Here is a 26,557-nt window from a genome sequence, read left to right as displayed (position 1 = left end):
AGTAATAACATAAATAATTTTAGTGAATGAATAATTTAGTAAAAAAACTATTTGAATTAAATCCCTTTTTTATTTTATCAAACTTCTAAAACCTGTATTAACATTCTAAGTTATCACTCAGGAAATACTATTTTTACCGATTAATAGATAGATAAATGATATTTTAATGATTTTAATCGTAAAAAACACCTAGTTAATATAATAATGGTTAATCTTTAGATATTTTTTTTAATATTTGCGGCAGCTATTAAAATAAACCCAAATTATAATGACAAAAAATCTACAAAACAAAACCGTCTTGGTAACTGGAGGTGCTGGATTTATAGGCTCTAATCTATGTGAAAAGCTCCTTGCTAATAATATAAAAACTATATGCTTAGATAACTTTTCTACTGGAAAGAAAGAAAACATAGAACCTTTTCTTAAAAATAATCTCTTCACATTAATAGAAGGAGATATAAGGAACCTAGATGATTGTCACAAGGCAAGTAAGAATGTAGATTTTATATTACATCAAGCTGCTTTAGGTTCTGTCCCTAGATCAATAAATGACCCCATTACAACTAATGATGTTAATGTATCTGGATTTTTAAATATGCTTGTAGCTGCCCGAGATGCTAAAGTGAAACGCTTTGTTTATGCAGCAAGCTCATCTACTTACGGAGACCATGAAGCATTACCAAAAGTTGAGGAGGTTATAGGAAAACCTTTATCACCTTATGCAATAACTAAATATGTTAATGAGTTGTATGCTGATATTTTTAATAAGGCTTATGGGTTAGATACCATTGGGTTAAGATATTTTAATGTTTTTGGCAGAAGACAAGATCCGGATGGTGCATATGCTGCAGTCATACCTTTATTTGTAAAACAATTTATAAGCCATGAATCTCCTATAATTAATGGAGACGGTAGTTATTCTAGAGATTTCACTTATATAGAAAATGTGATTCAAATGAATATTCTGGCAATCACTACAGAGAATCAAAATGCTTTAAACACAGTTTATAATGTAGCTTATGGAGAAAGAACTACATTACTAGAATTAGCTACATTGCTAAAAAAATATCTTTCTGAATTTGACGAATCAATAAAAAATATTGATATAAGACATCGTGAAAATCGAGTTGGTGATATACCCCATTCTTTGGCATCAATTAACAAAGCAAAAGAGTTACTAGATTACAAACCAAGATTTGATATTAACAACGGTATTAAGGAAGCTGTTAGTTGGTATTGGAAACATCTATAATAAAAAATGAAAATCAATAAAATTTGTTGTATTGGGGCAGGATATGTTGGAGGCCCTACAATGGCAGTTATTGCTAAAAAAAACCCAAATATCCAAGTAACCATCGTAGATATTAATTCTGAAAGAATTGATGCTTGGAATAATGAGGATTTATCGAAACTTCCAATTTATGAACCTGGTTTATCTGAAATCGTTAAAGATACCAGAGGAAAAAATTTATTTTTCTCTACCGACATAAATAAAGCTATTGACGAGGCAGAAATGATATTTATCTCAGTTAATACTCCTACCAAAACATATGGAAAGGGAAAAGGTATGGCTGCGGATTTAAAATACGTGGAGTTATGTGCAAGAAATATTGCTGAGGTAGCAACTACTAATAAGATAGTTGTTGAAAAGTCTACCTTACCAGTTAGAACTGCCGAGGCTATAAAAAGTATACTTCACAATTTGGGTACAGATGTAAATTTCAGTGTATTATCTAACCCTGAGTTCTTAGCAGAAGGCACTGCTATTCAGGATTTATTAAATCCAGATAGGGTATTAATAGGTGGTCAATCTGAAGATGCTATAGAAAGCTTAGCCAATATTTACAAGAGCTGGGTTAATGATGATAAAATTTTACGAACCAACATTTGGTCGTCTGAATTATCAAAACTAACTGCAAATGCCTTTCTAGCTCAACGTGTTTCTTCTATTAATTCTATTTCAGAATTATGCGAACATACTGAGGCTAATGTTCAAGAAGTTGCAAAAGCTATTGGTATGGATTCTAGAATTGGTTCTAAATTCTTGAACGCTTCTGTTGGTTTTGGTGGCTCATGCTTTCAAAAAGATATCTTAAATCTAGTTTATATTGCCCGAAGCTATAATTTAAATGAAGTAGCTGATTATTGGGAACAAGTAATTTCAATGAACGATTATCAAAAAAGGCGTTTTGCAGATCGTTTGATAAAAACATTATATAATACTGTATCTGGGAAAAAGATAGCAATGCTAGGTTGGGCATTTAAAAAAGATACTAACGATACTAGAGAATCTGCAGCTATTTATGTTGCAGACCACTTGCTAAATGAACAAGCTAATATTTCAGTTTACGACCCTAAAGTATCAAAAGAAAAAGTAATCGTTGATTTAAATTACTTGAATACTAGAACTGAAAAAGAAAATGAGAACGCAATAAGCTTTACTTCTGATCCTTATGAATCTTTTGAGGGTGCACATGCCATTGCAATAATGACTGAGTGGGATGAATTTAAAACCTTTGATTGGAATAAAATTTATAATCAAATGAAAAAACCTGCTTTCATATTTGATGGTAGAAACTTATTAGATAAACAAAAAATGAACAAAATTGGATTTGAATATTATTCAATAGGCCAATAAAAAAATAAATATCATGAATAAAGATAAAATTGCAATAATTGGTTTAGGTTATGTAGGATTACCTCTAGCAAGACTTTTTGCTACTAAGTTTAATGTAATAGGCTTTGATATAAATAAAAATAGAGTTGATGAATTAATGAATGGTAATGACGCAACTATGGAAGTTGCTTCAGAAGATCTAAAAGCTGTTTTGAAACAGTCATCTGAAGATGGGATGGGATTATTTTGCTCATCAGATATTAATGATATTAATGATTGTAATTATTACATTGTTACTGTACCCACACCAATAGATAAAAATAATAGACCAGATTTAACACCTTTATATAAATCTAGTGAAACGGTTGGAAAAGTATTAAAACCAGGAGATATAGTTATATATGAATCTACAGTTTACCCAGGAGTCACTGAAGATGAATGTATTCCAGTTCTAGAAAGAGTGAGTGGCTTGAAGTTTAATAAAGATTTTTATGCTGGTTATTCACCTGAAAGGATAAATCCAGGCGATAAGCTTCATACTGTAGAAAAAATATTAAAAGTTACAGCTGGTTCTACTCCAGAAGTTGGAGAAAAAGTAAATAATTTATATGCGAGTGTAATAACTGCAGGCACTCACCTTGCTCCTACTATCAAAGTTGCTGAAGCTGCAAAAGTTATTGAAAATTCTCAGCGCGATATCAATATTGCATTTGTAAATGAACTTGCAAAAATATTTAATTTAATGGATATTGATACGCACTCAGTATTAGAAGCTGCTGGAACAAAATGGAATTTTTTACCCTTTAAACCCGGTTTAGTTGGTGGACATTGTATTGGTGTAGACCCTTACTATTTAGCACAAAAAGCCCAAGAAGTAGGTTATCATCCTGAAATTATACTTGCAGGACGTCGCGTAAATGACGGCATGGGACAATATGTAGCAGCAGAAATTATAAAACTATTAATTCAAAAAAACATAAATGTAAAAGGCGCAAAAGTTCTTGCACTAGGAATTACTTTTAAAGAGAATTGTCCGGATGTTAGAAATACAAAAGCTGTTGATGTAATAAATGAAATTAAAAGTTATGGGGCTGATGTATTGGTTTACGACCCTTGGGCAAACCCTGAGGAGGTTGAGCATGAATATGGTATAAAAACTACACAAACAATGCCTAATGACAAATTTGATGCTGTAGTGCTTACTGTTGCCCACAAAGAATTTTTACAAGAAAATTTAAGAGACCTATTAAATTCTAATGGGGTTATTTACGACGTTAAAGGCGTTTTGAAAGATAAGGCTGATAAATCTCTGTGATTTTACAGAGATTATTTAGGCAAACAATATATTTATAACCGCTGTAAAAGATGTCTAGAATACAAAAAACACTTTTAAATGCTAAGGTAAATGTATTGTTTTACGTTTTATCTGTATTTGTTGTATTCTTTACAAGAAAGATTTTCCTTGATAAGCTTGGTGTTGACTTTATGGGGCTTACGGGCACTGTAGGAAGTATTTTAAACTTTCTAAATCTTGCTGAACTTGGAGTGAGTACAGCTATTGGTTTTGCATTATACAAACCTCTATTTGATAACAATAAAGAAGAAATAGATAAAATTATTGCCTTAATGGGCTATCTCTATAAAAGAGTTGGTCTTATTATATTGATTGCTGGTTTTATACTATCACTTTTTTTTGGTAAAATTTTTAATGATTCTTCATTCTCATTAATACTAATAAATTATTGTTTTTACGCATTCTTAATATCTTCACTTTTAGGGTATTATTACAATTACCACCAGAGTTTACTTTATGCAGATCAAAAGGGATATTTAATAAATTCTTATTTACAAGGTTCACGATTAATTAAGCAATTACTACAAGCTCTTTTAGCCTATTATTATCAAGACTTAATATTATGGATAACCCTAGAGCTTGTCTTTTCAATAATTTATACCATAATCATTAGATATAAGATTAAAAGAATTTATCCTTGGCTTAACATAAATGCTAAGTTTGATACATCTGAAAACAGAGAACAATATCAAAAAATAATAAAAAAAGTCAAACAAATCTTTGTTCATAAAATATCTACATTCATAAGTTTTGGAACGGATCAAATATTAATATTTTCCTTGGTCAATATTAAAAGTGTAGCTCTCTTTGATAATTATAACATGATAATTATCTACCTCAATAACTTAATTGCTCAAATTTTTGGAAATACTAATGCTAGCGTAGGAAACTTAGTAGCTGAAAATGACAAAAAAAATATTTTAAAAGTATTTTGGGAATTAATCGCAATTAGGGTTTTAATAGCTGGTTTTATATTTGTAAATCTATACTTCCTTTTGTCTCCATTTATAAAGCTTTGGTTGGGCAGTGAGTATATTTTAAATGATAATATTATTCTACTAATATTAGTTAATGTGTTTATTTTAACGATAAGAAACCCAATAGATAATTTCATTAATGCTTATGGATTGTTTGCAGATACTTGGGCTCCAATCGTTCAAATTATAATTAACCTCTTTATCTCTATATATTTTGGTTACAAATGGGGAATTGCTGGAATTATGTTTGGTACAACAGTTAGTATGACAATGATTGTAATATTATGGAAAACCTATTATTTATTTAATAGTGGATTTAAAGAAAATGTTCTTCTTTCGTTTTGGATTACTTTTTCAAAACATATTTTAGCTTTTATAATGGCATATTGTGCAATCTTTTATATTTATAACAACTATATACAAACAGAAATAATTAATTTTTTTGATTTAGTATTTATTGGTATTAAGGTTAATTTGCTATTAGTTTTAATATTTATTCCTGTATTACTATTACTAAGTCAAGGTTTTCGTGATTTTTCTCATAGATTAAAAAAATACATTCCGTTTATATGAATCCTAAAATTAGTATAATCATTCCTGTTTACAATGCCGAAAAATACATTGCAAAATGTATTGAAAGTATTGTTAGTCAAACCTATAAAAATATAGAAATAATCCTAGTAAATGACGGCTCAATAGATAGTAGTTTGGCTATATGCAATAGGTATAAAAATCAAGATTCTAGAGTTATTGTAATTAATCAAGAAAATGAAGGAACCAGTAGTGCAAGAAATAAAGGACTAAAAGTTGCAACAGGCGAATATATTGGCTTTGTGGATGGAGATGATACTATTGAGAGCAAAATGTATGAAATTTTAATGTCAACAATTTTAAAGCATGATTTAAAAGTTGTTGAGTGCGATTTCTTAAAAAGTACTAGCTATAAAAAGCCAAATTACGATAATATAAATATAGAAATTCAAAGTATAGACAAAGCAATTTCAAGAATAGAAAAGCCTGGGTTTTATAATGTCTGGACAAAATTATTTGATTCCGATTTGTTGAAAAATATTCAATTTGCCCATGGCAAAGTCCACCAAGATGCTTTGTTTGTATCAGAAGTGTATAAAAAAATTGAACGTTTGGGGTATATTAATCTTCCACTTTACATATACACCTCAGACAATGAAAGTATTACTAGAACAAATTATAATGCAAAAAAAGTTGAAGGCATTGAAGTTATTTTGGAAACAAATAATAACCTTATAGAACTCACCACAAATGATGAGAATAAAGCTATACTTAATAATATATTAGTTAAGTATTTAACTTATAACTATATTGAATTATTCAGCAACCCAGGTTTAGATAAAGACAAGTACTATCGTAAAAAGATTAGAAAATTAATTCAAGATAAATCAAATTTAAAAAATGTAAATACTCACACTAAGCTTATTAAACTTCTTCCAATTAATATTTATTCAATGTTTCACAAAATTAATGCTTATCGCATTAATAAATATAATTAGTATTATGGATTTTAAAGTTAGTGTAGTTGTTCCTGTTTATAATGTAGAGAAATATCTTAAAAGATGTGTTGATAGTCTTTTAAATCAATCTTATGAAAATTTAGAAATAATATTAGTTAATGATGGTTCTGTTGATTCTAGTGGAAGCATGTGTGATAAGATGCAAAAAACTGATCCACGAATTAAAGTAATTCATCAAAAAAATGGAGGTTTAAGTGCTGCCAGAAATACAGGATTAGAAAACGTAACTGGTGACTTCGTTTCGTTTATTGATAGTGATGATTGGGTTGAGTTAAATATGTATGAAGAAATGATGAGTTATGTTGTTAAGCACGAACTTGAAATTATTGAATGCGATATTCAATCTACTATGGATCCTATAAAAACGGATGAAAAGAAATTTATTATAGAAAATAAGCAAGAGAATGCTCTTAGAATTATTGAAAATCAATTTTTTTCAGTTTGTAGAAGAATTTATAAATATAGTTTAATTAAAGATTTAAGATTTATTGAAAACTATATTTATGAGGATATGATTTTTACCTCATACTTTTTCAAAAGGATAAATAAAGTGGGCTACATAAATAAACCTTTTTATAATTATTTTATTGAGAATAGCTCAAGTATAATGCATGGTTCTTATAGAGAAAAAAACGTAAAATCTATTGATGCAATAAGGATTTTTCAAGATAATATTGAAAATTGTTTCCACAGTAAAAAAATTCATAACGCAGCTAGTAAATACATTACTTTTTTTGCTTTGCACCATTATCAAGAACTTTTTAACAATAAAAAATTTGATCCTGAATATAAGCATAGAAAATTCTTAAAAGCATTAATTAAGAAAAACTATAACTCTAATTTAGATAATAATATCTATACCAAAATTGCTAGATATAGTCCTTTTTTTCTATTTAGAGTTTTTTCTAAATTAGATGCACTTAGAAAAAAGTTGATAAACTAATTAACCACCAAAATCAATAAAAATGAAAGTAGATTTTACAATTACATCTTTGAGACGTGGTGGTGGTGAGAGTGTTTTAGTTACTATAGCAAATAATTTGGCAAGTCGAGGATATGAAATAAAAATAATAACTTATTCATTGCCTCACGAGTACGAATTAAACCCTAAGATTAAAATTGTAAAACTCCATAGTGGTATCATTAAAAATCAAACATTAAGATATATACATGAGTTATATAAATACTATAGGATAAAAAACAACAGACCAGACGCATTAATTTCGTTTATGACCCAAACCAGTTTAAGCGCTATTTTAATTGCTAAATTATTTCGAATCCATATCATAGCCTCTGAACATACAAATCATGCGCGAACTAGTACAAATAAACGTTTGGTTAATTTTACAAGGAAATATATTTATCGATTTGCTAATTATGTTACAATTCTAACTTCCTATGATTTAGAATTTTATAAAAAAAATAAATCAAACGCAGTAATTGTTACAAACCCTTGTACTTTTAAACAAGTAAGTGATAGTATTATTCAAAAGGAAAAAATCATTCTTGGAATAGGAGGATTGCATAAGTACCATATTAAGGGGTTTGATAATCTATTAAAATTAATAAAACCCGTATTAGACAAACATAAAGATTGGAAGTTAATGCTGGTTGGTGAAACCAAAATTAGTGGATATGATTTTTTGTATCAGTTAGCCAAAGACTTAAAAATCGAAAATCAAGTTGTTTTTGCTGGTTTAAGAGATGATGTTCAAAATATAATGTCAAAAAGTGAAATATTTGTTTTGTCATCAAGAAATGAAGGATTACCAATGGTGTTAATTGAGGCTATGTTTCAAGGAATGGCGTGTGTTTCTTATAATTGTGTAAGCGGTCCTTCTGATATTATTGAGAATAATATAAATGGTATTTTAGTAAGTGATCAAGATCAAACCGAAATGGCTTTCCAAATTAATAGATTAGTTGAGGATAAACAATTAAGAGATAAATTATCTCGTAGCACAAGTAAAATAGCATCAAAGTTTGATGAAGATTTAGTTTGTAATAAATGGGAAAGCTTAATAAAAAGTGAATTATAATTGAAGAAAAAAATTATCGATATATGCCTACTTTTTCCTGTTACTGCGAGTGCACTTAACTTTCAGGGATGGGTATCTATGTTTTTATCTCCAACGATAGGTCAAATCTTATCTTATGGCAACATTCTCTTAATTATGATTGGCACAGTATTTTTATTAAAAAAAAGAGCTCCACATACAGAAACAGGAAATCTTTGGCTACCTTACTTCTTAGTTTTTTACCTTATGGTTTCTGTTGCAAGTGTAATTAATGGATATAAATATGCTATTTTATCCTCCATAGTTCCCTTGATATTCTGTATAGGCCACTTGAGTTACTTGCGATTTAGGGAAAATATAGTTAAACTAGAAATACTCTTAACAATAGTCTTTACTATTGCTAATTCTTTATTAATATACTTTGTAATTATTAATTTTGATTATGATTTTTATCAGAAGGGTATACAATTAAGTTATGGTTTAGACAGAGCACAAGGAATTTATGGAGATGCTAATAATGCAGCTTTTGTAGGTGTTCTTGGATATATATTTGTTTCTAAATGCTTTAACCCCAAGACTAAAATACAGTTTTTATTAAAAATTGCTTTTTTATTAATATCTGCTTATGCTACTTTTTTAACATACTCAACTACAGGTTTTGTTGTTTTTATAATGTCATTTGCGCTATTAAATTTTAAGTACCTAAATAAAATAAGACTTCTACTCCTGCCCTTTTTACTAGCAGGTTTTTATTTAGTAATGATTAATCTAAGTTCGTTACTAGATGGTGTGGATTTGAACCCTAGACAGAAAGAAAAAATCCTAAATTTCGAAAACCTTATGAAACTAGATTTTGATAACGTTAGTACTTCTGGTAGAGATGAGTTTGTAGAACAATTAATGGAATATATATATGAAAGCCCATTGCTTGGGAATGGATTGGATTTTGGAGCGCATCATCACGGGCATAATACATATTTGTCAATTTTTTCAGATGCTGGTATTTTTCCATTATTACTCTTTTTATTTTTATTGTTTAAATACTTTAAAAATATCATGCTAGTTACTTACGAACAAAGATTCTTTGCCCTATCAATTTTTTTAGGGTTTTGTTTGTTCATGTTAAGTTTACAAACTATTATTAATCAACCCTATTTATTAGTGATTTTTGTATATCTAGCATATTTTATAGATTCTAATATTCCTAAATCTAGTTTGTCATGATTAAAACTAAAAACGATTACTTACATTATTTAGCATCAGACAAACGTGCATTAGGTATTGAAAGCGAGAATATTATTAAAAAAATTATTGCACCAAACTACATATGGGAATTTCAAAAAAGATTACGAAAAGTAGAATATTATAAAAATTGTAAATCAAATAATTTAATTGGTGAAGTTTTACATAATTACCACAAAATTAAACTTAGAAAACAAGCGCTTAAATTGGGGGTTTCAATTCCGGAAAATGTTTTTGGTCCTGGACTGTCAATAGTACATTATGGTACCATTGTAATTAATAGTAATGCAAAAGTTGGTGCTAATTGCAGAATTCATGCATGTACAAACATTGGCGCATCTGGGGGTAAACCAGAAGCACCACAAATTGGAGATAATGTATATATTGGTCCTGGAGCCAAAATATATGGAAATATAACCCTTGGCAATAATATAGCTATAAGTGCAAACGCAGTTGTAAATAAATCTTTTGAAGAAGACGGCATTTTACTTGCAGGAAATCCTGCTGAAAAAATAAAAACAATTGATATTAAAAGGATAATTAAGCACATATAATATGTTTAAATCATTTATATGAAAAAGAAAAAAATACTTTTTATTTTACCAACTTTAACTGCAGGAGGTGCTGAACGTGTGATTTCATTTGTTGCTCAAAACATCGATAGAAATAAATACGATAGCAAACTTTTAGTTACGGGTTATAAAAAGGATGCTGCATATACAATTGAAAATATAGACTTAAAATTTCTTGAAAAAAGTAGAGTTCTAAATGCTGTCCCTCAAATATTTTTGTATTTATTAAGACATAAACCAGATGTTGTTGTCAGTTCAATTGGGCATCTTAATACGGTTATGGGATTAATGTCTCCTTTTTTTCCAAAAACTAAATTTATTATTAGAGAAGCGAGTGTCATTTCTTCAATGAATCAAGTACATAGTGAATCAACAAAAAAGGAATCTTTTAGTTTGCACGAATATTTATCACATAAAAGTTATGGATTGATTGATAAAATTATTTGTCAATCAAACGACATGGCACAAGATTTTGTTAATATATTTAATGTTCCTGAAGATAAAATTCACATTATAAATAATCCAATAACTAATTTGGCACCAATAAAATCTACTAAAGCTAACAACTCAGAAGTTGTTAATTTTATTACAGTTGGAAGGTTAAGTAAGGAAAAGGGTCATTTAAGAGTTATTAACTTACTTTCCAAATTAAATTTTGATTTCCATTATACTATAATTGGTGATGGCCCCTACAAAGATGAAATATTTAATATTATTAAAGCCAAAAGTTTAAAAAATAAAGTTACTTATATACCCTTTACAAAAGAGGTGTCAAAATATATGGGGCTAAATGACTTATTTTTACAAGGGTCTTATGTGGAAGGTTTTCCTAACACTGTATTGGAAAGTTGTATAGTTGGCACACCCGTTTTGGCATTTAATGTTCCTGGTGGTACTAAAGAAATCATTTCTCATAATGAAAATGGTTATTTGGCCGAAACAGAAGAAGAGTTTCTCTTCTATCTAAATAATAGAAAAGAATTACTACCTGAGAGAATAAGAAGTTCAGTAGAATCCAAATTCAATAAGGAAAAAATTGTTAAACAATACGAAGCGTTATTCAATTAAAAATGAAAGAACAGAAACCCATTAGAGTTTTGCAAGTTTTAACTATAATGAACCTTGGAGGCGCAGAAACCATGATAATGAATTATTATAGGCATGTAGACAGAAGTAAAGTTCAGTTTGATTTTATGCTTCATAGAGAAGAAAGAGGTTTTTTTGATGATGAAATTGAATCTTTAGGTGGTAAAATTTACAGAATGCCTCCTATTAGCCCTAAAAATTACTCAAGTTATAAAAGTAAGTTAAATACTTTTTTTGATACCCACCCAGAATATACAATAGTGCATTCTCATTTAAATGCCCTAAGTAGTATAATACTAAAAGTTGCTAAAAATAAAGGAGTCCCAGTAAGAATTGCTCATAGTCATTTGGCAGTAGAGCCATATGTAATAAAAAAAATATTCAAAAAGAATACAGATATTACTGCTACCATTAAAGACGCTATCCAATCTTTAGTTAGGCATAAAGTTCCTAAATATGCTAATCATTATTTTTCTTGTGGGATAAAAGCTGGAGAATGGCTCTTTGGAAAAGCGAATGCTAAAAAAGTAAAGGTTATTAATAATGCTATAAATTCCTCACTATTTATTTTTGACGAAAAAAAATCTCATAAAGTTAAGAAGAGATTAAATATTTTGAATAAGAATGTTATAGGTCATGTAGGACGTTTTAATGAACAAAAAAATCACTTTTTCCTGATTAAAATTTTTAATGAAATTTATAAAAAAGATAAAAATACTATACTAGTACTAGTTGGTACTGGGAACTTAATGCCTCAAATAAAAGCTGAAGTTGAAAAATTAAATATTAAAGATCAAGTTTTATTTTTAGGCTTACAAAAAAATATCCCAGAACTCCTTCAAGGTTTTGATTTCTTTCTCTTCCCTTCTTTATATGAGGGGTTACCTGTAACATTAATTGAGGCTCAGGCATCAGGTATACCTATTTTAACTTCTAGTACAGTAACAACTGAAGTTAATATTACAGGGTTAGTAACTTTTCAGGAGCTTGATGCACCAGAAAAGCAATGGGCAGATGAAGTATTAAATCGTATCAATTACAATAGAAATGATACTTCCACCAAGATAAAAAATGGTGGATATGATATATATGAGAACGCAATGCAATTGCAAAATTTTTATTTAAAAACAAACTCTAATGTGCGGAATTAACGGATATATAAAATTTAAGCAAGAAAGTAAAGAAACTTTAACTGCGAATATAAATGCAATGAATGACTTAATAATTCATCGCGGACCAGATGAAGATGGTGTGTTTGTTGAGTCTAACAAACCATATTCGATTGCTCTGGGAATGAGGAGGCTTTCAATTATAGATTTAAGTTCTGGAAAGCAACCTATTTTTTCTGATGATAAACAAGTGGTTATTGTTTTTAATGGTGAGATTTATAACTACCGAGAATTAAAGACTAAACTGATAAATGAAGGTGTAACCTTTACTACGACTAGTGACACCGAAGTAATACTAAAATTATATGAAAAGTATGGTGTAGATTCTTTTAAAGAACTGGATGGTATGTTTGGTTTCAGCATCTATGATAAACGTATAAACAAACTCTATATAGCACGTGATTTCTTTGGTGAAAAACCATTATATTATTATAAAGATGAAGAGCATTTTGTTTGGGCTTCAGAATTAAAATCTGTTGTAAATTTTATAAAGACAAAACCAGCGATTAATAGTATTGGTCTTAATCTTTATTTTAGACTAACCTACATTCCTGCACCTTATACAATTTATGAAAACATACATAAATTAAAACAAAATCATTTTATAGAGTTTGATTTAAACACTAATGCTTTTACTATAAATACCATAGAACAAGAAGTAAAGAGTAGTGATAAAAAAGCAGCTATTTCTCTAGAAGAAGCAAAAAAAACTACCAAAAAATTAGTTTACGAAAGCGTAATCAGCAGATCGGTTTCAGATGTGCCTATAGGAACTTTTTTGTCTGGTGGTGTTGACTCATCAGTTGTATCACTATGTCTTTCACAACATTCCCAAAAACCAATAGATACATTTTCAATAGGTTTTGAAAAAAAATCATATGATGAAACAGATAAATCAAGAGTTGTTGCTAAACTTATTAATAGTAACCATCATGAATTTATAATCAATGAAAAGGATTTGACTGATGACGTCAATAAAATACTTTTAAACTTTGACGAACCGTTTTCTGATTCTTCCTCGCTCCCAACCTATCTTGTTTCAAATAGAACTAAAGAGCATGTAAAAGTAGCTTTAACAGGTGATGGTGGTGATGAAGTTTTTGGTGGTTACAATAAGTATTATATCGGAAAATTAAATACTAACTATACTAATTTAGTGCCTAAAGGAGTACATAATTTTATAAAAAGAACCACAACTCCCCTTTTAAAAACTTCCAATGACAATAGAGGAAGGCGTTTTCAAATTAAAAGACTTCTAAATTCTATTGATTATAGTGGTGGCGATTACTATTGGGATATATTATCGCTGGGTTATCAAAAAGAGGCACTTAATGATTTTCTTTTACCTAAGTACATAAATCAAGACTTATTTTCAACATACAAAGAAGATACAGGAATTGAACACCCAAAAAGCCTATCAGATTTCAGGTTTATTGATAAAGTAACAAGTTTAGAAGGAGACATGCTTGTAAAAGTTGATAGAACTAGTATGTTAAATTCTCTTGAGTGTAGAGCTCCCTTTTTAAACAAGAAAATTTGGAATTATACTAATCAGCTCCCAGAGAACTTTTTAATGAAAGGTTGGGACAAAAAGTTTATTCTAAAAGAAGCTTTTAGAGATCAGTTTCCAAAAGATTTTTTAGATAAGAGTAAAAGTGGCTTTGGCGCTCCTGTTGGAGATTGGTTAAAAGCGGGTTTAAAGCCAGAATTAGAAAGCTATATCTCAGAAAAAGAACTCATAGATCAAGACATTTTTCATGTAGATAATATGATAAATCTGGTAAAGAATCATATATCTGGTAAAGAGGATAATACTTTTAAGGTTTGGACATTTTATTGCTTTCAAAAATGGTATTATAATACCTATGAAAAAATTTAATTTCAGTACGAGGAGTAATTTGTAAAGTTAGCTGAATATTAACTTACATTTTTTGAGAAAATATTACTTTAATTTTTAAGTGTAATAAATTAACAAAAACAATTAATCTTGCAGTAACCAAATATTTTTCAAACAAAAACCAATCAATAAAAACAATAATATATTTTGTTATAAGTTTGCACACATGAAAAAAAAGATAATTAGAATTACTACTGTATCTGGTTCCTTGAGGGATTTATTGCAAGGCCAATTAAAATTCATGTCAAATTATTTTGATATGGTGGCAATTTCATCATCTGGAGGTTCTGGTTGGAATTTAGATAAATATGGAGAAAGTGAAGGAGTTAAAACGATTCCAATTGAAATGACTCGAAAAATAACTCCTATAAAGGATATTATTGCTGTTTACAAATTGTATAAAGTACTAAGAAAAGAAAAACCAGATGTAGTCCACACACATACACCCAAGGCTGGTACACTTGGAATGCTCGCCGCTAAACTGGCAGGTGTCCCCTACAGATTACATACAATTGCAGGTTTGCCATTATTAGTTGCTACAGGAAAAAAACGAATATTATTAAATTTTGTTGAAAAAGTTACTTATGCCTGTGCGTCAAAAATCTATCCAAATTCTAATGGACTGAAACAAATTATTTTAGATCAAAAATTTACAACAGAAGATAAACTAAAGGTTATTGCAAACGGTAGCTCTAATGGGATTAATGTTTCTGACTTTAACCCGAAAGATTACAGTGATACTTTTAAGGAAAATTTAAAAAGTGAACTAGGTATAAAACCAAATGATTTTGTTTTTTTATTTGTTGGAAGATTAGTCGCCGACAAAGGGATTAATGAGCTTATTGGCGCTTTTGATGAACTCTGTAAATCAAATATAAAAAACATTAAATTATTACTCGTAGGCTCGTATGAAGAAGAACTAGACCCTTTAAGTAAAAATACCTTAGAAATAATTAATACGAATCAAAGTATTATATCATCTGGCTGGGTAAATGATGTAAGACCATATTACGCTGTTTCTAATGTTTTAACATTCCCTAGTTATCGAGAAGGTTTCCCAAACGTTGTGATGCAAGCTGGAGCCATGGGATTACCATGTATTGTTACTGATATTAATGGCTGTAACGAAATTATTATTGAAGGCGAAAATGGAGCAATAATACCTGTGAAAAATAAAGAAACTCTTCGTTTAAAAATGTTAGAATTCTCAAAAGAAGAATTAACATTTCATAACAATGACTGTAGGGATTTAATTGTATCTAGATATAGCAGGGAATTTGTTTGGAATGCGCTATTAGAAGAGTATAATAATCTTTTAGGAGACTAATTCACAGGTTTATTGTAATAAAAAATTAGTAAAATTTAACTATAATAATGTATAAGAAAGTACTTAAGAGAATATTAGATTTTTTGCTAGCTCTAATAGCTCTATTGATACTATTTCCCGTAATTATCATAATTACAATAGCACTGTTATTCTATAATAATGGAAAGCCTTTCTTTTATCAAGAAAGACCGGGTAAGGATGAGAAAATTTTTAGAATAATTAAATTTAAAACGATGAATGATAAAACTGATGCTCAGGGAGTTCTCTTGTCCGATACACATCGTTTAACCCCTGTTGGGAAGTTTATAAGAAAAACATCACTAGATGAAATTTTGCAATTAATCAATGTTGTTAAAGGCGATATGTCATTAATTGGTCCAAGACCCTTATTACCACAATATTTACCGTACTATTCTGAAAAGGAAAAATTAAGGCATACGGTAAGACCTGGTATAACTGGTTTGGCGCAAGTAAATGGTAGAAATCAAATAGATTGGGATACAAAACTAGGTTTTGATGTAGAGTATGTTGAAAATATTTCTTTAAAAAGTGATATTGCAATAATTATAAAAACAATAAAAAAAGTAATAACAGCTAAGGAGGTTTCTGTTGATACAACTGATGTTGAACCTTCTTTAGATGAAATTAGAAAAAATAAATAAATGCTAGATTATAAATTATTAGATAAAATATCAAAGGAAGTAGGAAACTCCTTTTATATTTTGAATGAAAGTAATTATTTGAAGAATATTACCGATTTGAAAAATGCTTTCTTAAAATTTCACGATAAAATAATTATTGGTTACTCATACAAAACTAATTATATTCCTAAGTTATGTAGATTAGCAAAAGAAAATGGTGTATATGCTGAAGTTGTTTCTGATATGGAGTTAGATCTCGCGTTTAAACTTGGTTATAAACCTGAAAAAATCATTTTTAACGGGCCGCTAAAAAAAGAAAAAGATTTAGAAAAGGTTTTGCTGGGGAATGGAATAGTTAATATAGACTCTTTTCACGAAGTTAATCTACTCAAAAAAATTGTAACTAGAAATGCAGAAGCTAAAATCAGTGTCGGGTTAAGAATAAATATGTCTTTAATTGACGAAAATGGTAACTCAACAATTCAAGAAGGTTTAAAATATGGAAGATTTGGATTTGAAGATTCTGATGAAAATTTAGGAAAAGCCATAGAGATCATAAGAGGTTTAGGTGTTACTATTAATGCTTTACATGGACATACATCATCTTCTGACAGAAGTTTGAAGAATTTCGGCTCCATAGCAAAAACATTGTGTAGAGTAAGAAATAAATATAACTTAAATGATATTGCTTATTTTAATGTTGGAGGTGGTTTTTTTGGCCCTATGCCAAAAGGTCTTTTAAATAGAAAAACCCCTGCTTTCGAAGAATATGCAGACACCATTTTTTCTGTTTTCAATGATGATGAGTGGTTTGCAAACAATAAGCCGTATATTATATTAGAGCCAGGTGTCTCAGTTGTTTCTAACGCCCTATCCTACTTTGCAAAAGTTATGGATATCAAAAAAATAAGATCAAAAAATTTTTTACTCATAGAAGGTGGTATTTATAATGTAAAACCCACCATGCATCGATTAAACTTACCTTTCAAAGTATTTTCAAAAAGTATTAAAAATACATCCCTTAAATTTGATGTAGTTGGATCTACTTGTATGGAAAAAGATGTTGTACTCTCTGAAGTTGAAATTTCTGGAGTAAGTGTTTCTGATTATATATCAATAGAAAATGTTGGAGCTTATACTGTTGTAAAAACTCCAGAATTTATAAATTATATCCCTGCTATAGTATCAATTGAAAAGAATGAAATAAGTATTGTTCGATATAAACAAAACTTATCAAATGTTTTACAACAATATAATTTAAACGCATAAATTACTACTATGAATATTCTATTTACATGTGCAGGTAGACGAAATTATCTTATTAATTACTTTAAGGAAGCATTAAATAAGGAAGGTAAAGTATTAGCAGCTGATGAGCAAATGCTTGCGCCTGCAATGGTAGATGCTGATATTGCTATAAAATTACCTAGTATCTATGCAGAAAATTATGTTACAGAAATAATTGAAGTTGTAAAAAACCATAAAGTAAATGCAATTATTTCCTTAAATGATTTAGAATTGCCTATTTTATCAAAAAACAAAGACTTAATTGAAAAAACAGGAACAAAAGTAATAGTTTCGAATGATGACGTTATTTCAATAGGTTTCGATAAATGGAAAACATATAATTTTATAAAAAGTTTAGGATTAAATACTCCTAATACTTTTATAAGATTGGATGAAGCCATAGCGGCTATAGAAAATGGGAGTTTAAAATTCCCTCTTGTTTTGAAGCCTCGTTGGGGAAGCGGTTCTATTGGAATAGATTTCCCAGAATCAATTGAGGAATTAAAACTTTCATATAAACTTCAAAAAATAAAACTTAAGAAAACTATTTTAAATAAAATAAGTCAAGAAGACCAAGATTTCAATATTTTAATTCAAGAAAAACTAAATGGTAAAGAGTATGGAATGGATATTGTTAATGATTTTAAAGGTGATTTTTTTGGTGTTTTTGCTAAAGAAAAACTTGGGATGCGTTCTGGAGAAACTGACAAAGCCAAATCTATTATTGACGAAAGGTTTGAAGTTTTAGGTAAAAAAATTAGTGAAGGTCTTAAGCATATTGGAAATGCAGATAGTGATGTATTTGTAGTAGGAGACAAACTTTATCTATTGGAAATTAATCCTAGGTTTGGTGGCGGATACCCTTTTTCTCATGAAGCTGGAATAAATTTAGCGGCCATTTATATCGAATGGTTAAAAGGCAATAAGAGCGAAGATTTAAAACATTTTAATAATTATAAAGAAAACATTACCTTTTCTAAGTGCGATAGACTAATTAAAATAAACAACTAAATATTAATAAATCAATAATTCTAATTAATAGCAAAAATAGAATTGATTTAATGTCCATTTTAAATGATTCAAATAATAGCAAAAAAAGATGATTGGGACTCTTTTCTATTGGATTTTGACGAATATGATACTTACCATACCTTTGATTATCATAAAATAGCAAAACAAGAAGAAGACTCTATTATATTTATAAAATATACTGAGGGTGATATAACCATTGGTTTACCTCTCGTTATTAGAGAAATAAGTAATACTATCTATAAAGATGCTACATCTGTTTATGGATATTGTGGCCCACTTTCAAAAGGAGTAAGCGAAAATTTTGATAATAAAAATTTCATAAAGGAACTTCTTGATTATTTCAATAGTAATAATATTATATCTGTTTTTTCTAGACTTAATCCTTACATAGCAAATCAAAAAGAGATTTTAGCTAATCTTGGTGCTTTGTCTATGTTAGGTAAAGTAGTTAATATCGACCTAACACTAGATAAAATACAGCAACGACAAAATTATCAGAGGCGGTTAAAGAATCACGTTAACAAAGCTAGAAGAAATTGTAGTATTATAGAAACTAAAAAAGCTAGTGATATTTACGATTTCATCAAAATTTATGATGAAAATATGATTCGAGTAAATGCTCATGAATCTTATTATTTTGAAGAGGACTATTTTATAAATCTTTATAAGAGTAAAGATTTTGAAACAGAGATACTATTTGCATTAGACAATGAAACTAAAAAGATTATTGCAGGTGCAATGTTTTTTAAAGTAAATAATATAGTACAATATCATCTATCAGGAACTAAAAATGAGTTTTTAAACCTTATGCCTACTAAAATCCTTATTGATGAAATGAGAATTAGAACTACTGATGCTGGTTATAAATTTTTAAACCTTGGCGGCGGCCTAGGAGCTAGCGATGATGATTCCCTATTTTGGTTTAAGTCTTCTTTTTCAAAAGACTTTCATTCTTTTTATCTTTGGAAATTAATTGTAAACCAAAACGCATACAATACAATATGTGATAAAATGCAAATTAAAAATAAAAATTCTAGTTACTTCCCTCTTTATAGACTCAAAGAATATTAAAGTTTGTTTTTAATATAACCCCAAAATAGATTAAACTTTAACCTATGCATGAGAATTTAAACAAAGAACTTTATTCAAACAAGTTGTTTAAGGTTTGGGTTGATAAATATAATTTAATACCATTAGAAGAATATTTTTTAAAAAAATATCTCTTAAATAAAAATGGAAAAGTCATTGAAGCTGGTACCGGTGGCGGTAGATTAATTTTTGAAATTGAAAAATTAGGTTTTAAAAAATTAGATGCTTTTGATTATGTAAATAATATGATCAACTTTTGTAAAGAAAAAAAAAAGCAACTAAAATCTAGAGTAAATTTTAAAGTAGCAGAGGTTAACGACTTATCATATTATAATAGTTTAGATTTTGATTATTTAATATATCTACAACAAGTTTTATGCTTCATAGATAAAGAAGATTTACCAAAAGCATTTAGTGAAGCGCATAGAATTGGAAAAGAGAATAGTATTTATTTATTTTCTTTTTTAAACTGGAACTCTAAAATTTATAATCCTTTTCTAAGTATTCTTGTGAATTTTTTCAGAATACTTAGAAACGAAAAGACTAGTAAGTATCAACTGCCATGGCTAAATATTGGTGGGAGATTTAATAGAAAATTTTTGAATAGAAATCAGCCTCAAAATTCGTGGTTCAAAGAAAAACACGTTAGAGATCTTCTAGAAAAAAGTAATTTTTCAGTTATTGAAATAAAGAGTAAAATGAGTGATTTGGACAAAGTCGGTCATATTCATGTTGTATGCAAAAAAAGATAAGTTTTTAATATTTATGAATTTGATGGAAACTAAAAGTACACCATTCTCTACCAATACTTTTCAAAAAGTATGGAAAAAGCATTTTATCAAAAACAAAAAAATTGAAAGCTTTAAGTTTTTAGAAGGATTAAATTTTTACAAAGGAAGATTCTCCATTTTTTTTAATATAGGCAGAAATTTAACTAAGGGTAATAGCTATACAATAAAAAACTATAAAGATTATAAAAATAAAGTTTTTATGATTTATGATATTCTTCCACATTTAAATACTCAAATAAATGATTTTCCAAAAAATTTAGGCATATTAAAATCTACTCAATACCCTGGTTTTTTAATTGATTTAAATCAATATAATACTATTGATGACTATTTGTTAAACACATTCAGTAAAAATACTAGAATGAAAATGCGCAAATTTACTAAGCGACTTGATAAATGTTTTAACATATCCGTCAAAATGCTCTACGGGAAAATTGATAAAGAAGAGTATAATAAAGTGTTTGATTATTTCATGACTTTATTGCAAAAGCGATATTCAGAAAAGCAAATATCTTATAATAATATGCAACCAGATGAGTGGAGTTTTTACAAGGAAGTTGCTCTCCCCTTGATTGAAGAAAAAAAAGCCTCTTTATTTGTGGTTTATGATGACCAGACACCAATTGCTATAACGTATAATTACCACACAGATAGCTCTTTAATTGATGCCATTACTGTTTTTGATATTGATTATTCAAAATTCAATATTGGTTATGTGAATAATTTGAAACTCTTAGATTGGTGTTTTGATAATGATATAAAAACTCTAGATTTTTCCAAAGGGTATTTCGACTATAAAAAAAGAATGAGTTCTATGCAATATGATTTTGAATACCATATTATATTTGATAAGAAATCAATCCTATCAAAATTAAAGGCCTATGGTTATCACAATTTTTTTAAATTAAAAGCGTATTTACGTAATAAAAATATTGATATTAAATTCCATAAATTCACTTACAAAATAAAGTACAAAAACCAATCGAAATTAAAAAAGAAAATCGAAATCACTAAACTTGACTGCCTTCCAAGTTTAGATAAACTAAGCGAAGTAGATATACTCCTTACTGAAGATAATTCTTTGTTAAGAAAACATGTCTATGACTTTCTTTATCTAGTTGTTCAACCTTATAATGAAATCAAATCATACAAGATTAAAAGTAAAGAAGGCATTTATATTTTATCCAATGGTAAACTAAATCATCAGATAAAAATTTTAGAATAATTAATAAGTTAAATGGATAAAAAAATTATAATGATAGTTGGTGATTGGTATTATCCTAAAATGGTATATCAAAATTTAAAGACTAACTTTGATATTCAGCATATCATTGTTGATAATGGCGAAAGCACATCTAAACTCTTAAAACGTAGAATTAAGAGACTAGGTTTGCTACAAGTAGTTGGTCAGTTGTTATTTAGGATTTTTGTAGTTTCTTATATAAATGCAACTTCAAAAAAACGGTTTCAAAATATTTTAGATGAAAATAATATCAAACAGTCTAATTATGATTTAAACAAGACTACTCGAGTAAGTTCTATTAATTCTGAAGAGGGAAAAAAATTACTTAAAAGTTTAAACCCTGATATCATAGTAATTGTTACAACCAGAATTTTATCAAAAAAGACTTTGCAATCTGTAAACGCAAAATTCATTAATATTCATTCAGGAATTACACCAAAATATAGGGGTTTGCATGGAGCATATTGGTCTTTAATAAATAAGGATAAAGAAAATTGTGGTGTTACGGTACATTTTGTTGACGAAGGCATTGATACGGGTAATATTCTTTATCAAGACCTTATAACTGATATAATTACACCTAAGGATAATTTTATGACTTATACTTATTTGCAATTAGCTAAAGCTCTACCTCTACTAAAAAAGTCATTAAAGGAATTACAATCGGATAGATTAATTTCTAAACCCAATACACAGGAACAAATCAACAATACCCCTTACTATCACCCTACCTTATGGTTTTATTTGTATAACAGATGGTTTAGAGGTATTAAATAATATAATTAATTGGATATTATCTCATTAATAAAGAATATAAACAACCTGTAATTAAGCTTGAATTTCTTTTTTAATTGTCTTAATTAAATCCCCTATGTTCTCCATAGACATTAAATCCATTAATTTGAATTTAATATCGAAGGATTTTTCAATATCGTTCATTATCAATAAATGAGTTATAGACTCCCATCCATCAACATCTTTTGCTGTTGTAGATTCATTTAACTCAAAATTATCGTGCTCTAAAATCTTAACAAACGATTTTCTTATAGTAATTATAATTTCTTCTGAATTCATCTTTTAATTTTTTATAATATTTCTTAGCGCTTTTCTATCAATCTTTCCATTTTTATTGTGAGGGAAATTGTCAATAAAAAACACTTTCTTAGGAACCATATAATCAGCAAGTTTTGTGTTCAAATATTCTAATAACGCTTTAGTATCAAATTGGATACTTTCAACAACGATTACAAGTTCATCATTATCACTAGTGTTTTTAACATCAATGACTAAAGTGTTTTTTGACTTTGTAGATTCATGGTTTCTAACATGATACTCAATTTCACCTAACTCAACTCTATATCCTCCTATCTTAACTTGGAAATCTTTTCTACCAACATACATATAATCACCATCATCATCCATAAAACATAAATCTCCAGTTTTGTAAAACCTTTTAGATATTCCATTGGCTGTTTTATGTGTAAAAAACGAAGTGAGGTTCAATGATTCATTTTTGTAATACCCACTTGTTAATTGATTTCCAGACAAACACAACTCTCCCACTTGGTTGTTAGAGGCTATATCCTCTTCTTCATCTAAAATTAAACAATCTACGCCTTTAAAAGGCTTCCCGATAGAAAGAACGCCGTTATGAGATTTATTTTTTTTATTTGATTTGTATTTATAATAATTACTGCAAACTGTAAATTCTGTTGGCCCATAATGATTTAGCACTTTACTATTAGGCACACATTTAACCCAATCATTTACAATATCCTCATAGAGCTTTTCGCCTCCAAAAATTGAATAACGAACTGATGGTGCGTTAATTTCTGAGAAATAAGGTCTTAGGTAGTAAATTATTGAAGGCACCATCTTTAAAACAGTTAACTTATGTTTTTCTAAAAGTTTATAAACATGAAAATATTTTATAACGTTTGAAGGCACGGTATATGAACAAGCTCCAACTAATAGTGCTGGTAATAGGGCCGTAAGCGAAGCATCAAATGTTAAGTCATACATTTGTAAACATCTGTCTGCTGCTTTTAATTTATACTCTTCATCTCTATCAAGTGCAGTAGCCAACGCGTTTAAGTTTTTAAAACTAATAGGGATGCCTTTAGGAGCTCCTGTACTCCCACTTGTAAATAAAACATAAGCTAAATTAGATTCATTAAATTTAATTGATTCAAATGTGCTATTATTTGTATTTGCTTCACTTACATTATGTGTTTTAAAGTCCGAGTACTCAACTTTACTTGATGAATCAAAAATATGTTTTATGTTAATGGCATTTAAAATTTCTAGATTCCTTGTCTTAGGAGCAATTGGATTTACTGGAACATATGCCTTCCCTTCCATCCATAATCCAAAAATAGTAGCGTAAGTTTCTAAATCGTCATTTATAACCAATCCTATGTTGTTATCAATAACATCTATATTGCTGGTAATAATTTTACGTACTTTAATAACAGAATCTAATAAGTCTTGATATGAGTAAAATTTATCATCTATACAAAATGCATTTCTTTTTGCATTAAGCTCAAAAGATTTATGTAGGCTATAAATTAAATTCATCATTAATTTAGAAAAAGTTACCGTCTTGGTCTGTCATCATTGCATTATTCATGTCTACATCAATATCATTATGAATAAGTGATACTAAAGGTTTAACGTCAGCATAAACCTTATGGAAATTGCTCATAACATACTCGCCTAATACTGTGTTTTCAGTTTGAAGTATTGTGCATTCAGTATCAATTACAGCTCTTATTAAAACCTTTGCACATTCACTATAGAAGTTTTTATCAGAAATAAAATATCGCACTATAAATCTATTATTAGATATAAAACCAGAAATAAAACCAATTATTTCGTCATTATTTTTAACTACAAGGTTAGAGTTATACATTTTATCGGAAATAGAGCCTAGTAAACATTTATAACCAAGTTTATCCTCTTTATTATTTATAACATGATATTGATTATTGTCTATTTGCCAATTAATGTATGCTTTATCTTTTGGCACAATATCATTTACACAGTGTTTATTCAAAAAATCCCATAGTTCATCATTTAAATGCGAAACACTTTTATAGTTTATTAAACTTTTATTTATTTTTGTTTTACTTCTGTTAAGCTTTGCAATAATTTTTCTAGAAAATCTATCAGCAAGTTTTATTAACGATGCTGCTTTTTTCAAGCTCTCTTTTTTATATATTAAAAGCTCATAATCTAAACTAAAAATAATAATATACCTTTTTCGTTTCGAAAATTCTGTAAAAGGTTGTTTTTTATAATAAGCCTTAGTGTTATCTCCTAAAAATTTCACTAATACATTATTTTTACTAGCATTGAGGGATAATTTTTTTATGTAGGTAGAAAGTACAGTGTCTTTATATTTATCAGCTACCCACCACCTTTGGCTCCAAAATACTTTTTTTGTTAGATTATTATTTGTTGTTATCAAATCAGGCACAAGATACACTAGAGCAATAATTTTTTTTCCATCATAAGCAAACACAGCCAATGTATCATCAGCATTTGCACGATCATTTTTAAGCATCCATTTTGCCTTATTCTTTGAAAACGGGGCATCCATTTTACCATTCCAAAATGTATTATTTAGAATGGCATCTTCTAATTTATGCTTTGTTATTGTAATGACTTCTAAGTTATTCATTTAGGTTTTATAAGAAGATGATTAAGGGGTTGTAATCAAAAAGTATTATCGTTTATGTATTGTTACTATTTTAATGTGAACTTTTTAAACTTCTTGCGACTTGATTTGCAACCTGTTCATGTCCATAGCAAGTCCAATGATGATCAAAATCGAACGTCCAAGAGTTACTATCATTACTCGAGTCTAATGAAATAACTTTAAAACCAACTTCTTCGCATTTGGTAATAAGTTTTTTACTTGAATAAGGGTGAAAAACTAGTATTTTATCAGTTATGCGATACTTAGTTTTTATATAATTTAACAAACCGTCTACTTCATTAGCATGTTTTAATGTTCTCTCTTTAGGCACGTACTTTTTTGGTGGTTTTTTACTTTCAAAATTCAATGGAAATCTATTATAAAAATAGTACATAAGTTTCCAATTGTATAAGACTTTTTTAATCCCTGGAGATTTCATTTTTCCATGAATCACTCTACTCTTAGATATGTCTAATTGAGTAATATCTTGCTTTTCACTTATTTCTTTTACGCTTTCGTAAAAATCACTATCATTTATATATAAGAGACTTTTAACTGGGTTTAGTGTATCCATTTGTTTTGCAATTTCAAAAGCTTCAATAAAAGAAACCCCAGATCTAGCTGTTTCCAAAAAACTATACTCATTAACTCTATCTTCTAGAAGAGGTGCTTGATGACACTCATTTGGATTCATAAAATTCTCTACAAAAGAATCTCCTATAATTAACACTAGATTATCATAGCTTTTAGGCAACTCCCCTGGCCAACCAAGTTCGTTTATTAGCCACGTATGCTCTCCATTTAATGAGTACCCAGTTTGGTTTGGATAATACTTCTGAATTCCATCACCATCAATTATTCTTTGAGGCACGTCTGATACGGCGTGGGTTATTCTAACAACAACTTCACCTGCAATCATTGCTGCAATTATAAATAAAACTATATTTCTAATAAATTTAAGCATA

General features: G+C 28.6%; 24 protein-coding genes. 20 read left to right on the top strand and 4 right to left on the bottom strand.

All coding sequences use genetic code 11. The features are described from left to right. The first annotated feature begins 268 nt into the window (after positions 1-268). The 20 genes from Q0772_RS13640 (at position 269) to Q0772_RS13545 (ending at position 22,669) form a co-directional block, all read left to right on the top strand. A complete protein-coding gene (locus tag Q0772_RS13640) occupies positions 269-1,252 on the top strand; it encodes an SDR family oxidoreductase (protein WP_298345943.1) in 984 nt (327 codons plus the stop codon). A 6-nt stretch (positions 1,253-1,258) separates the two neighbouring features. Beyond that, positions 1,259-2,638 (top strand): nucleotide sugar dehydrogenase, encoded by a 1,380-nt coding sequence (locus Q0772_RS13635; protein ID WP_298345941.1) that lies wholly within the window; start codon positions 1,259-1,261, stop codon positions 2,636-2,638. A 13-nt stretch (positions 2,639-2,651) separates the two neighbouring features. Then, positions 2,652-3,932: a nucleotide sugar dehydrogenase gene (locus Q0772_RS13630; protein WP_298345939.1), complete on the top strand. Its 1,281-nt coding sequence runs from the start codon at positions 2,652-2,654 to the stop codon at positions 3,930-3,932. A 95-nt stretch (positions 3,933-4,027) separates the two neighbouring features. Beyond that, complete coding sequence (locus Q0772_RS13625; RefSeq protein ID WP_298345937.1) at positions 4,028-5,521, top strand: hypothetical protein; 1,494 nt, start codon at positions 4,028-4,030, stop codon at positions 5,519-5,521. Next, entirely contained in the window at positions 5,518-6,477 is a 960-nt protein-coding gene (locus Q0772_RS13620) for a glycosyltransferase (protein WP_298345935.1), read from the top strand. Before Q0772_RS13625 ends, Q0772_RS13620 begins: the two co-directional genes overlap by 4 nt. A gap of 4 nt (positions 6,478-6,481) precedes the next feature. Then, positions 6,482-7,441 carry a glycosyltransferase gene (locus tag Q0772_RS13615; RefSeq protein ID WP_298345933.1) on the top strand — a complete coding sequence of 320 codons (960 nt, stop codon included), beginning with the start codon at positions 6,482-6,484 and terminating at the stop codon, positions 7,439-7,441. Positions 7,442-7,463: 22 nt separating this feature from the next. Further along, the gene (locus tag Q0772_RS13610; protein WP_298345932.1) at positions 7,464-8,537 is read left to right on the top strand and encodes a glycosyltransferase family 4 protein; all 1,074 of its coding nucleotides are present in this window, start codon (positions 7,464-7,466) and stop codon (positions 8,535-8,537) included. Then, complete coding sequence (locus Q0772_RS13605) at positions 8,538-9,740, top strand: O-antigen ligase family protein (RefSeq protein ID WP_298345930.1); 1,203 nt, start codon at positions 8,538-8,540, stop codon at positions 9,738-9,740. Beyond that, on the top strand, positions 9,737-10,312 hold the full coding sequence (locus tag Q0772_RS13600) for a serine acetyltransferase (protein WP_298345928.1): 576 nt from the start codon (positions 9,737-9,739) through the stop codon (positions 10,310-10,312). The genes Q0772_RS13605 and Q0772_RS13600 overlap by 4 nt, the downstream gene beginning before the upstream one ends. 18 nt (positions 10,313-10,330) lie before the next feature. Beyond that, positions 10,331-11,398 carry a glycosyltransferase gene (locus tag Q0772_RS13595; RefSeq protein ID WP_298345926.1) on the top strand — a complete coding sequence of 356 codons (1,068 nt, stop codon included), beginning with the start codon at positions 10,331-10,333 and terminating at the stop codon, positions 11,396-11,398. 2 nt (positions 11,399-11,400) lie between these two features. Then, positions 11,401-12,567 (top strand): glycosyltransferase family 1 protein, encoded by a 1,167-nt coding sequence (locus tag Q0772_RS13590; protein ID WP_298345924.1) that lies wholly within the window; start codon positions 11,401-11,403, stop codon positions 12,565-12,567. Continuing rightward, positions 12,554-14,464: an asparagine synthase (glutamine-hydrolyzing) gene (gene asnB / locus Q0772_RS13585; protein WP_298345922.1), complete on the top strand. Its 1,911-nt coding sequence runs from the start codon at positions 12,554-12,556 to the stop codon at positions 14,462-14,464. Before Q0772_RS13590 ends, asnB begins: the two co-directional genes overlap by 14 nt. A gap of 184 nt (positions 14,465-14,648) precedes the next feature. After that, positions 14,649-15,809 (top strand): glycosyltransferase family 4 protein, encoded by a 1,161-nt coding sequence (locus Q0772_RS13580; protein ID WP_298345920.1) that lies wholly within the window; start codon positions 14,649-14,651, stop codon positions 15,807-15,809. Between the two features lie 47 nt (positions 15,810-15,856). Then, on the top strand, positions 15,857-16,471 hold the full coding sequence (locus tag Q0772_RS13575) for a sugar transferase (RefSeq protein WP_298345918.1): 615 nt from the start codon (positions 15,857-15,859) through the stop codon (positions 16,469-16,471). Next, entirely contained in the window at positions 16,472-17,719 is a 1,248-nt protein-coding gene (locus Q0772_RS13570) for a hypothetical protein (protein WP_298345916.1), read from the top strand. 9 nt (positions 17,720-17,728) lie between these two features. Then, positions 17,729-18,748, top strand: a complete 1,020-nt coding sequence (locus tag Q0772_RS13565; RefSeq protein ID WP_298345914.1) for an ATP-grasp domain-containing protein — start codon at positions 17,729-17,731, stop codon at positions 18,746-18,748. 63 nt (positions 18,749-18,811) lie between these two features. Beyond that, the gene (locus Q0772_RS13560) at positions 18,812-19,840 is read left to right on the top strand and encodes a peptidoglycan bridge formation glycyltransferase FemA/FemB family protein (RefSeq protein ID WP_298345911.1); all 1,029 of its coding nucleotides are present in this window, start codon (positions 18,812-18,814) and stop codon (positions 19,838-19,840) included. Positions 19,841-19,884: 44 nt separating this feature from the next. Then, positions 19,885-20,610 carry a class I SAM-dependent methyltransferase gene (locus Q0772_RS13555; protein WP_298345909.1) on the top strand — a complete coding sequence of 242 codons (726 nt, stop codon included), beginning with the start codon at positions 19,885-19,887 and terminating at the stop codon, positions 20,608-20,610. A gap of 22 nt (positions 20,611-20,632) precedes the next feature. Further along, positions 20,633-21,874 carry a GNAT family N-acetyltransferase gene (locus Q0772_RS13550; RefSeq protein ID WP_298345905.1) on the top strand — a complete coding sequence of 414 codons (1,242 nt, stop codon included), beginning with the start codon at positions 20,633-20,635 and terminating at the stop codon, positions 21,872-21,874. A gap of 12 nt (positions 21,875-21,886) precedes the next feature. Next, positions 21,887-22,669, top strand: coding sequence for a formyl transferase (locus Q0772_RS13545; protein WP_298345903.1), 783 nt, complete (start codon positions 21,887-21,889; stop codon positions 22,667-22,669). 51 nt (positions 22,670-22,720) lie between these two features. Here the strand turns inward: Q0772_RS13545 and Q0772_RS13540 are convergent, their stop codons facing one another. The 4 genes from Q0772_RS13540 to Q0772_RS13525 form a co-directional block, all read right to left on the bottom strand. Continuing rightward, positions 22,721-22,966, bottom strand: coding sequence for an acyl carrier protein (locus tag Q0772_RS13540; RefSeq protein ID WP_298345902.1), 246 nt, complete (start codon positions 22,964-22,966; stop codon positions 22,721-22,723). A 3-nt stretch (positions 22,967-22,969) separates the two neighbouring features. Continuing rightward, complete coding sequence (locus tag Q0772_RS13535; protein ID WP_298345899.1) at positions 22,970-24,472, bottom strand: AMP-binding protein; 1,503 nt, start codon at positions 24,470-24,472, stop codon at positions 22,970-22,972. A 4-nt stretch (positions 24,473-24,476) separates the two neighbouring features. Further along, positions 24,477-25,574: a hypothetical protein gene (locus tag Q0772_RS13530; RefSeq protein WP_298345896.1), complete on the bottom strand. Its 1,098-nt coding sequence runs from the start codon at positions 25,572-25,574 to the stop codon at positions 24,477-24,479. Positions 25,575-25,644: 70 nt separating this feature from the next. Continuing rightward, positions 25,645-26,556 (bottom strand): hypothetical protein, encoded by a 912-nt coding sequence (locus Q0772_RS13525; RefSeq protein WP_298345895.1) that lies wholly within the window; start codon positions 26,554-26,556, stop codon positions 25,645-25,647. Position 26,557: the final 1 nt, after the last annotated feature.

The sequence above is a fragment of the uncultured Algibacter sp. genome (genome assembly GCF_947490405.1).
Classification (GTDB): domain Bacteria; phylum Bacteroidota; class Bacteroidia; order Flavobacteriales; family Flavobacteriaceae; genus Algibacter_B.
Note: the sequence above shows the minus strand (reverse complement) of the source record. Positions and strands in the feature narration are given on the sequence as shown.

Coding starts and splice junctions, on each gene's coding strand:
- Q0772_RS13630 (WP_298345939.1), top strand. CDS start 2,652: ATGAATAAAGATAAAATTGCAATAATTGGTTTAGGTTATGTAGGATTA.
- Q0772_RS13600 (WP_298345928.1), top strand. CDS start 9,737: ATGATTAAAACTAAAAACGATTACTTACATTATTTAGCATCAGACAAA.
- Q0772_RS13550 (WP_298345905.1), top strand. CDS start 20,633: ATGGAAACTAAAAGTACACCATTCTCTACCAATACTTTTCAAAAAGTA.
- Q0772_RS13595 (WP_298345926.1), top strand. CDS start 10,331: ATGAAAAAGAAAAAAATACTTTTTATTTTACCAACTTTAACTGCAGGA.
- Q0772_RS13570 (WP_298345916.1), top strand. CDS start 16,472: ATGCTAGATTATAAATTATTAGATAAAATATCAAAGGAAGTAGGAAAC.
- Q0772_RS13610 (WP_298345932.1), top strand. CDS start 7,464: ATGAAAGTAGATTTTACAATTACATCTTTGAGACGTGGTGGTGGTGAG.
- Q0772_RS13530 (WP_298345896.1), bottom strand. CDS start 25,574: ATGAATAACTTAGAAGTCATTACAATAACAAAGCATAAATTAGAAGAT.
- Q0772_RS13615 (WP_298345933.1), top strand. CDS start 6,482: ATGGATTTTAAAGTTAGTGTAGTTGTTCCTGTTTATAATGTAGAGAAA.
- Q0772_RS13545 (WP_298345903.1), top strand. CDS start 21,887: ATGGATAAAAAAATTATAATGATAGTTGGTGATTGGTATTATCCTAAA.
- Q0772_RS13635 (WP_298345941.1), top strand. CDS start 1,259: ATGAAAATCAATAAAATTTGTTGTATTGGGGCAGGATATGTTGGAGGC.
- Q0772_RS13560 (WP_298345911.1), top strand. CDS start 18,812: ATGATTCAAATAATAGCAAAAAAAGATGATTGGGACTCTTTTCTATTG.
- Q0772_RS13580 (WP_298345920.1), top strand. CDS start 14,649: ATGAAAAAAAAGATAATTAGAATTACTACTGTATCTGGTTCCTTGAGG.
- Q0772_RS13540 (WP_298345902.1), bottom strand. CDS start 22,966: ATGAATTCAGAAGAAATTATAATTACTATAAGAAAATCGTTTGTTAAG.
- Q0772_RS13555 (WP_298345909.1), top strand. CDS start 19,885: ATGCATGAGAATTTAAACAAAGAACTTTATTCAAACAAGTTGTTTAAG.
- Q0772_RS13620 (WP_298345935.1), top strand. CDS start 5,518: ATGAATCCTAAAATTAGTATAATCATTCCTGTTTACAATGCCGAAAAA.
- Q0772_RS13535 (WP_298345899.1), bottom strand. CDS start 24,472: ATGATGAATTTAATTTATAGCCTACATAAATCTTTTGAGCTTAATGCA.
- Q0772_RS13525 (WP_298345895.1), bottom strand. CDS start 26,556: ATGCTTAAATTTATTAGAAATATAGTTTTATTTATAATTGCAGCAATG.
- asnB (WP_298345922.1), top strand. CDS start 12,554: ATGTGCGGAATTAACGGATATATAAAATTTAAGCAAGAAAGTAAAGAA.
- Q0772_RS13575 (WP_298345918.1), top strand. CDS start 15,857: ATGTATAAGAAAGTACTTAAGAGAATATTAGATTTTTTGCTAGCTCTA.
- Q0772_RS13565 (WP_298345914.1), top strand. CDS start 17,729: ATGAATATTCTATTTACATGTGCAGGTAGACGAAATTATCTTATTAAT.
- Q0772_RS13590 (WP_298345924.1), top strand. CDS start 11,401: ATGAAAGAACAGAAACCCATTAGAGTTTTGCAAGTTTTAACTATAATG.
- Q0772_RS13640 (WP_298345943.1), top strand. CDS start 269: ATGACAAAAAATCTACAAAACAAAACCGTCTTGGTAACTGGAGGTGCT.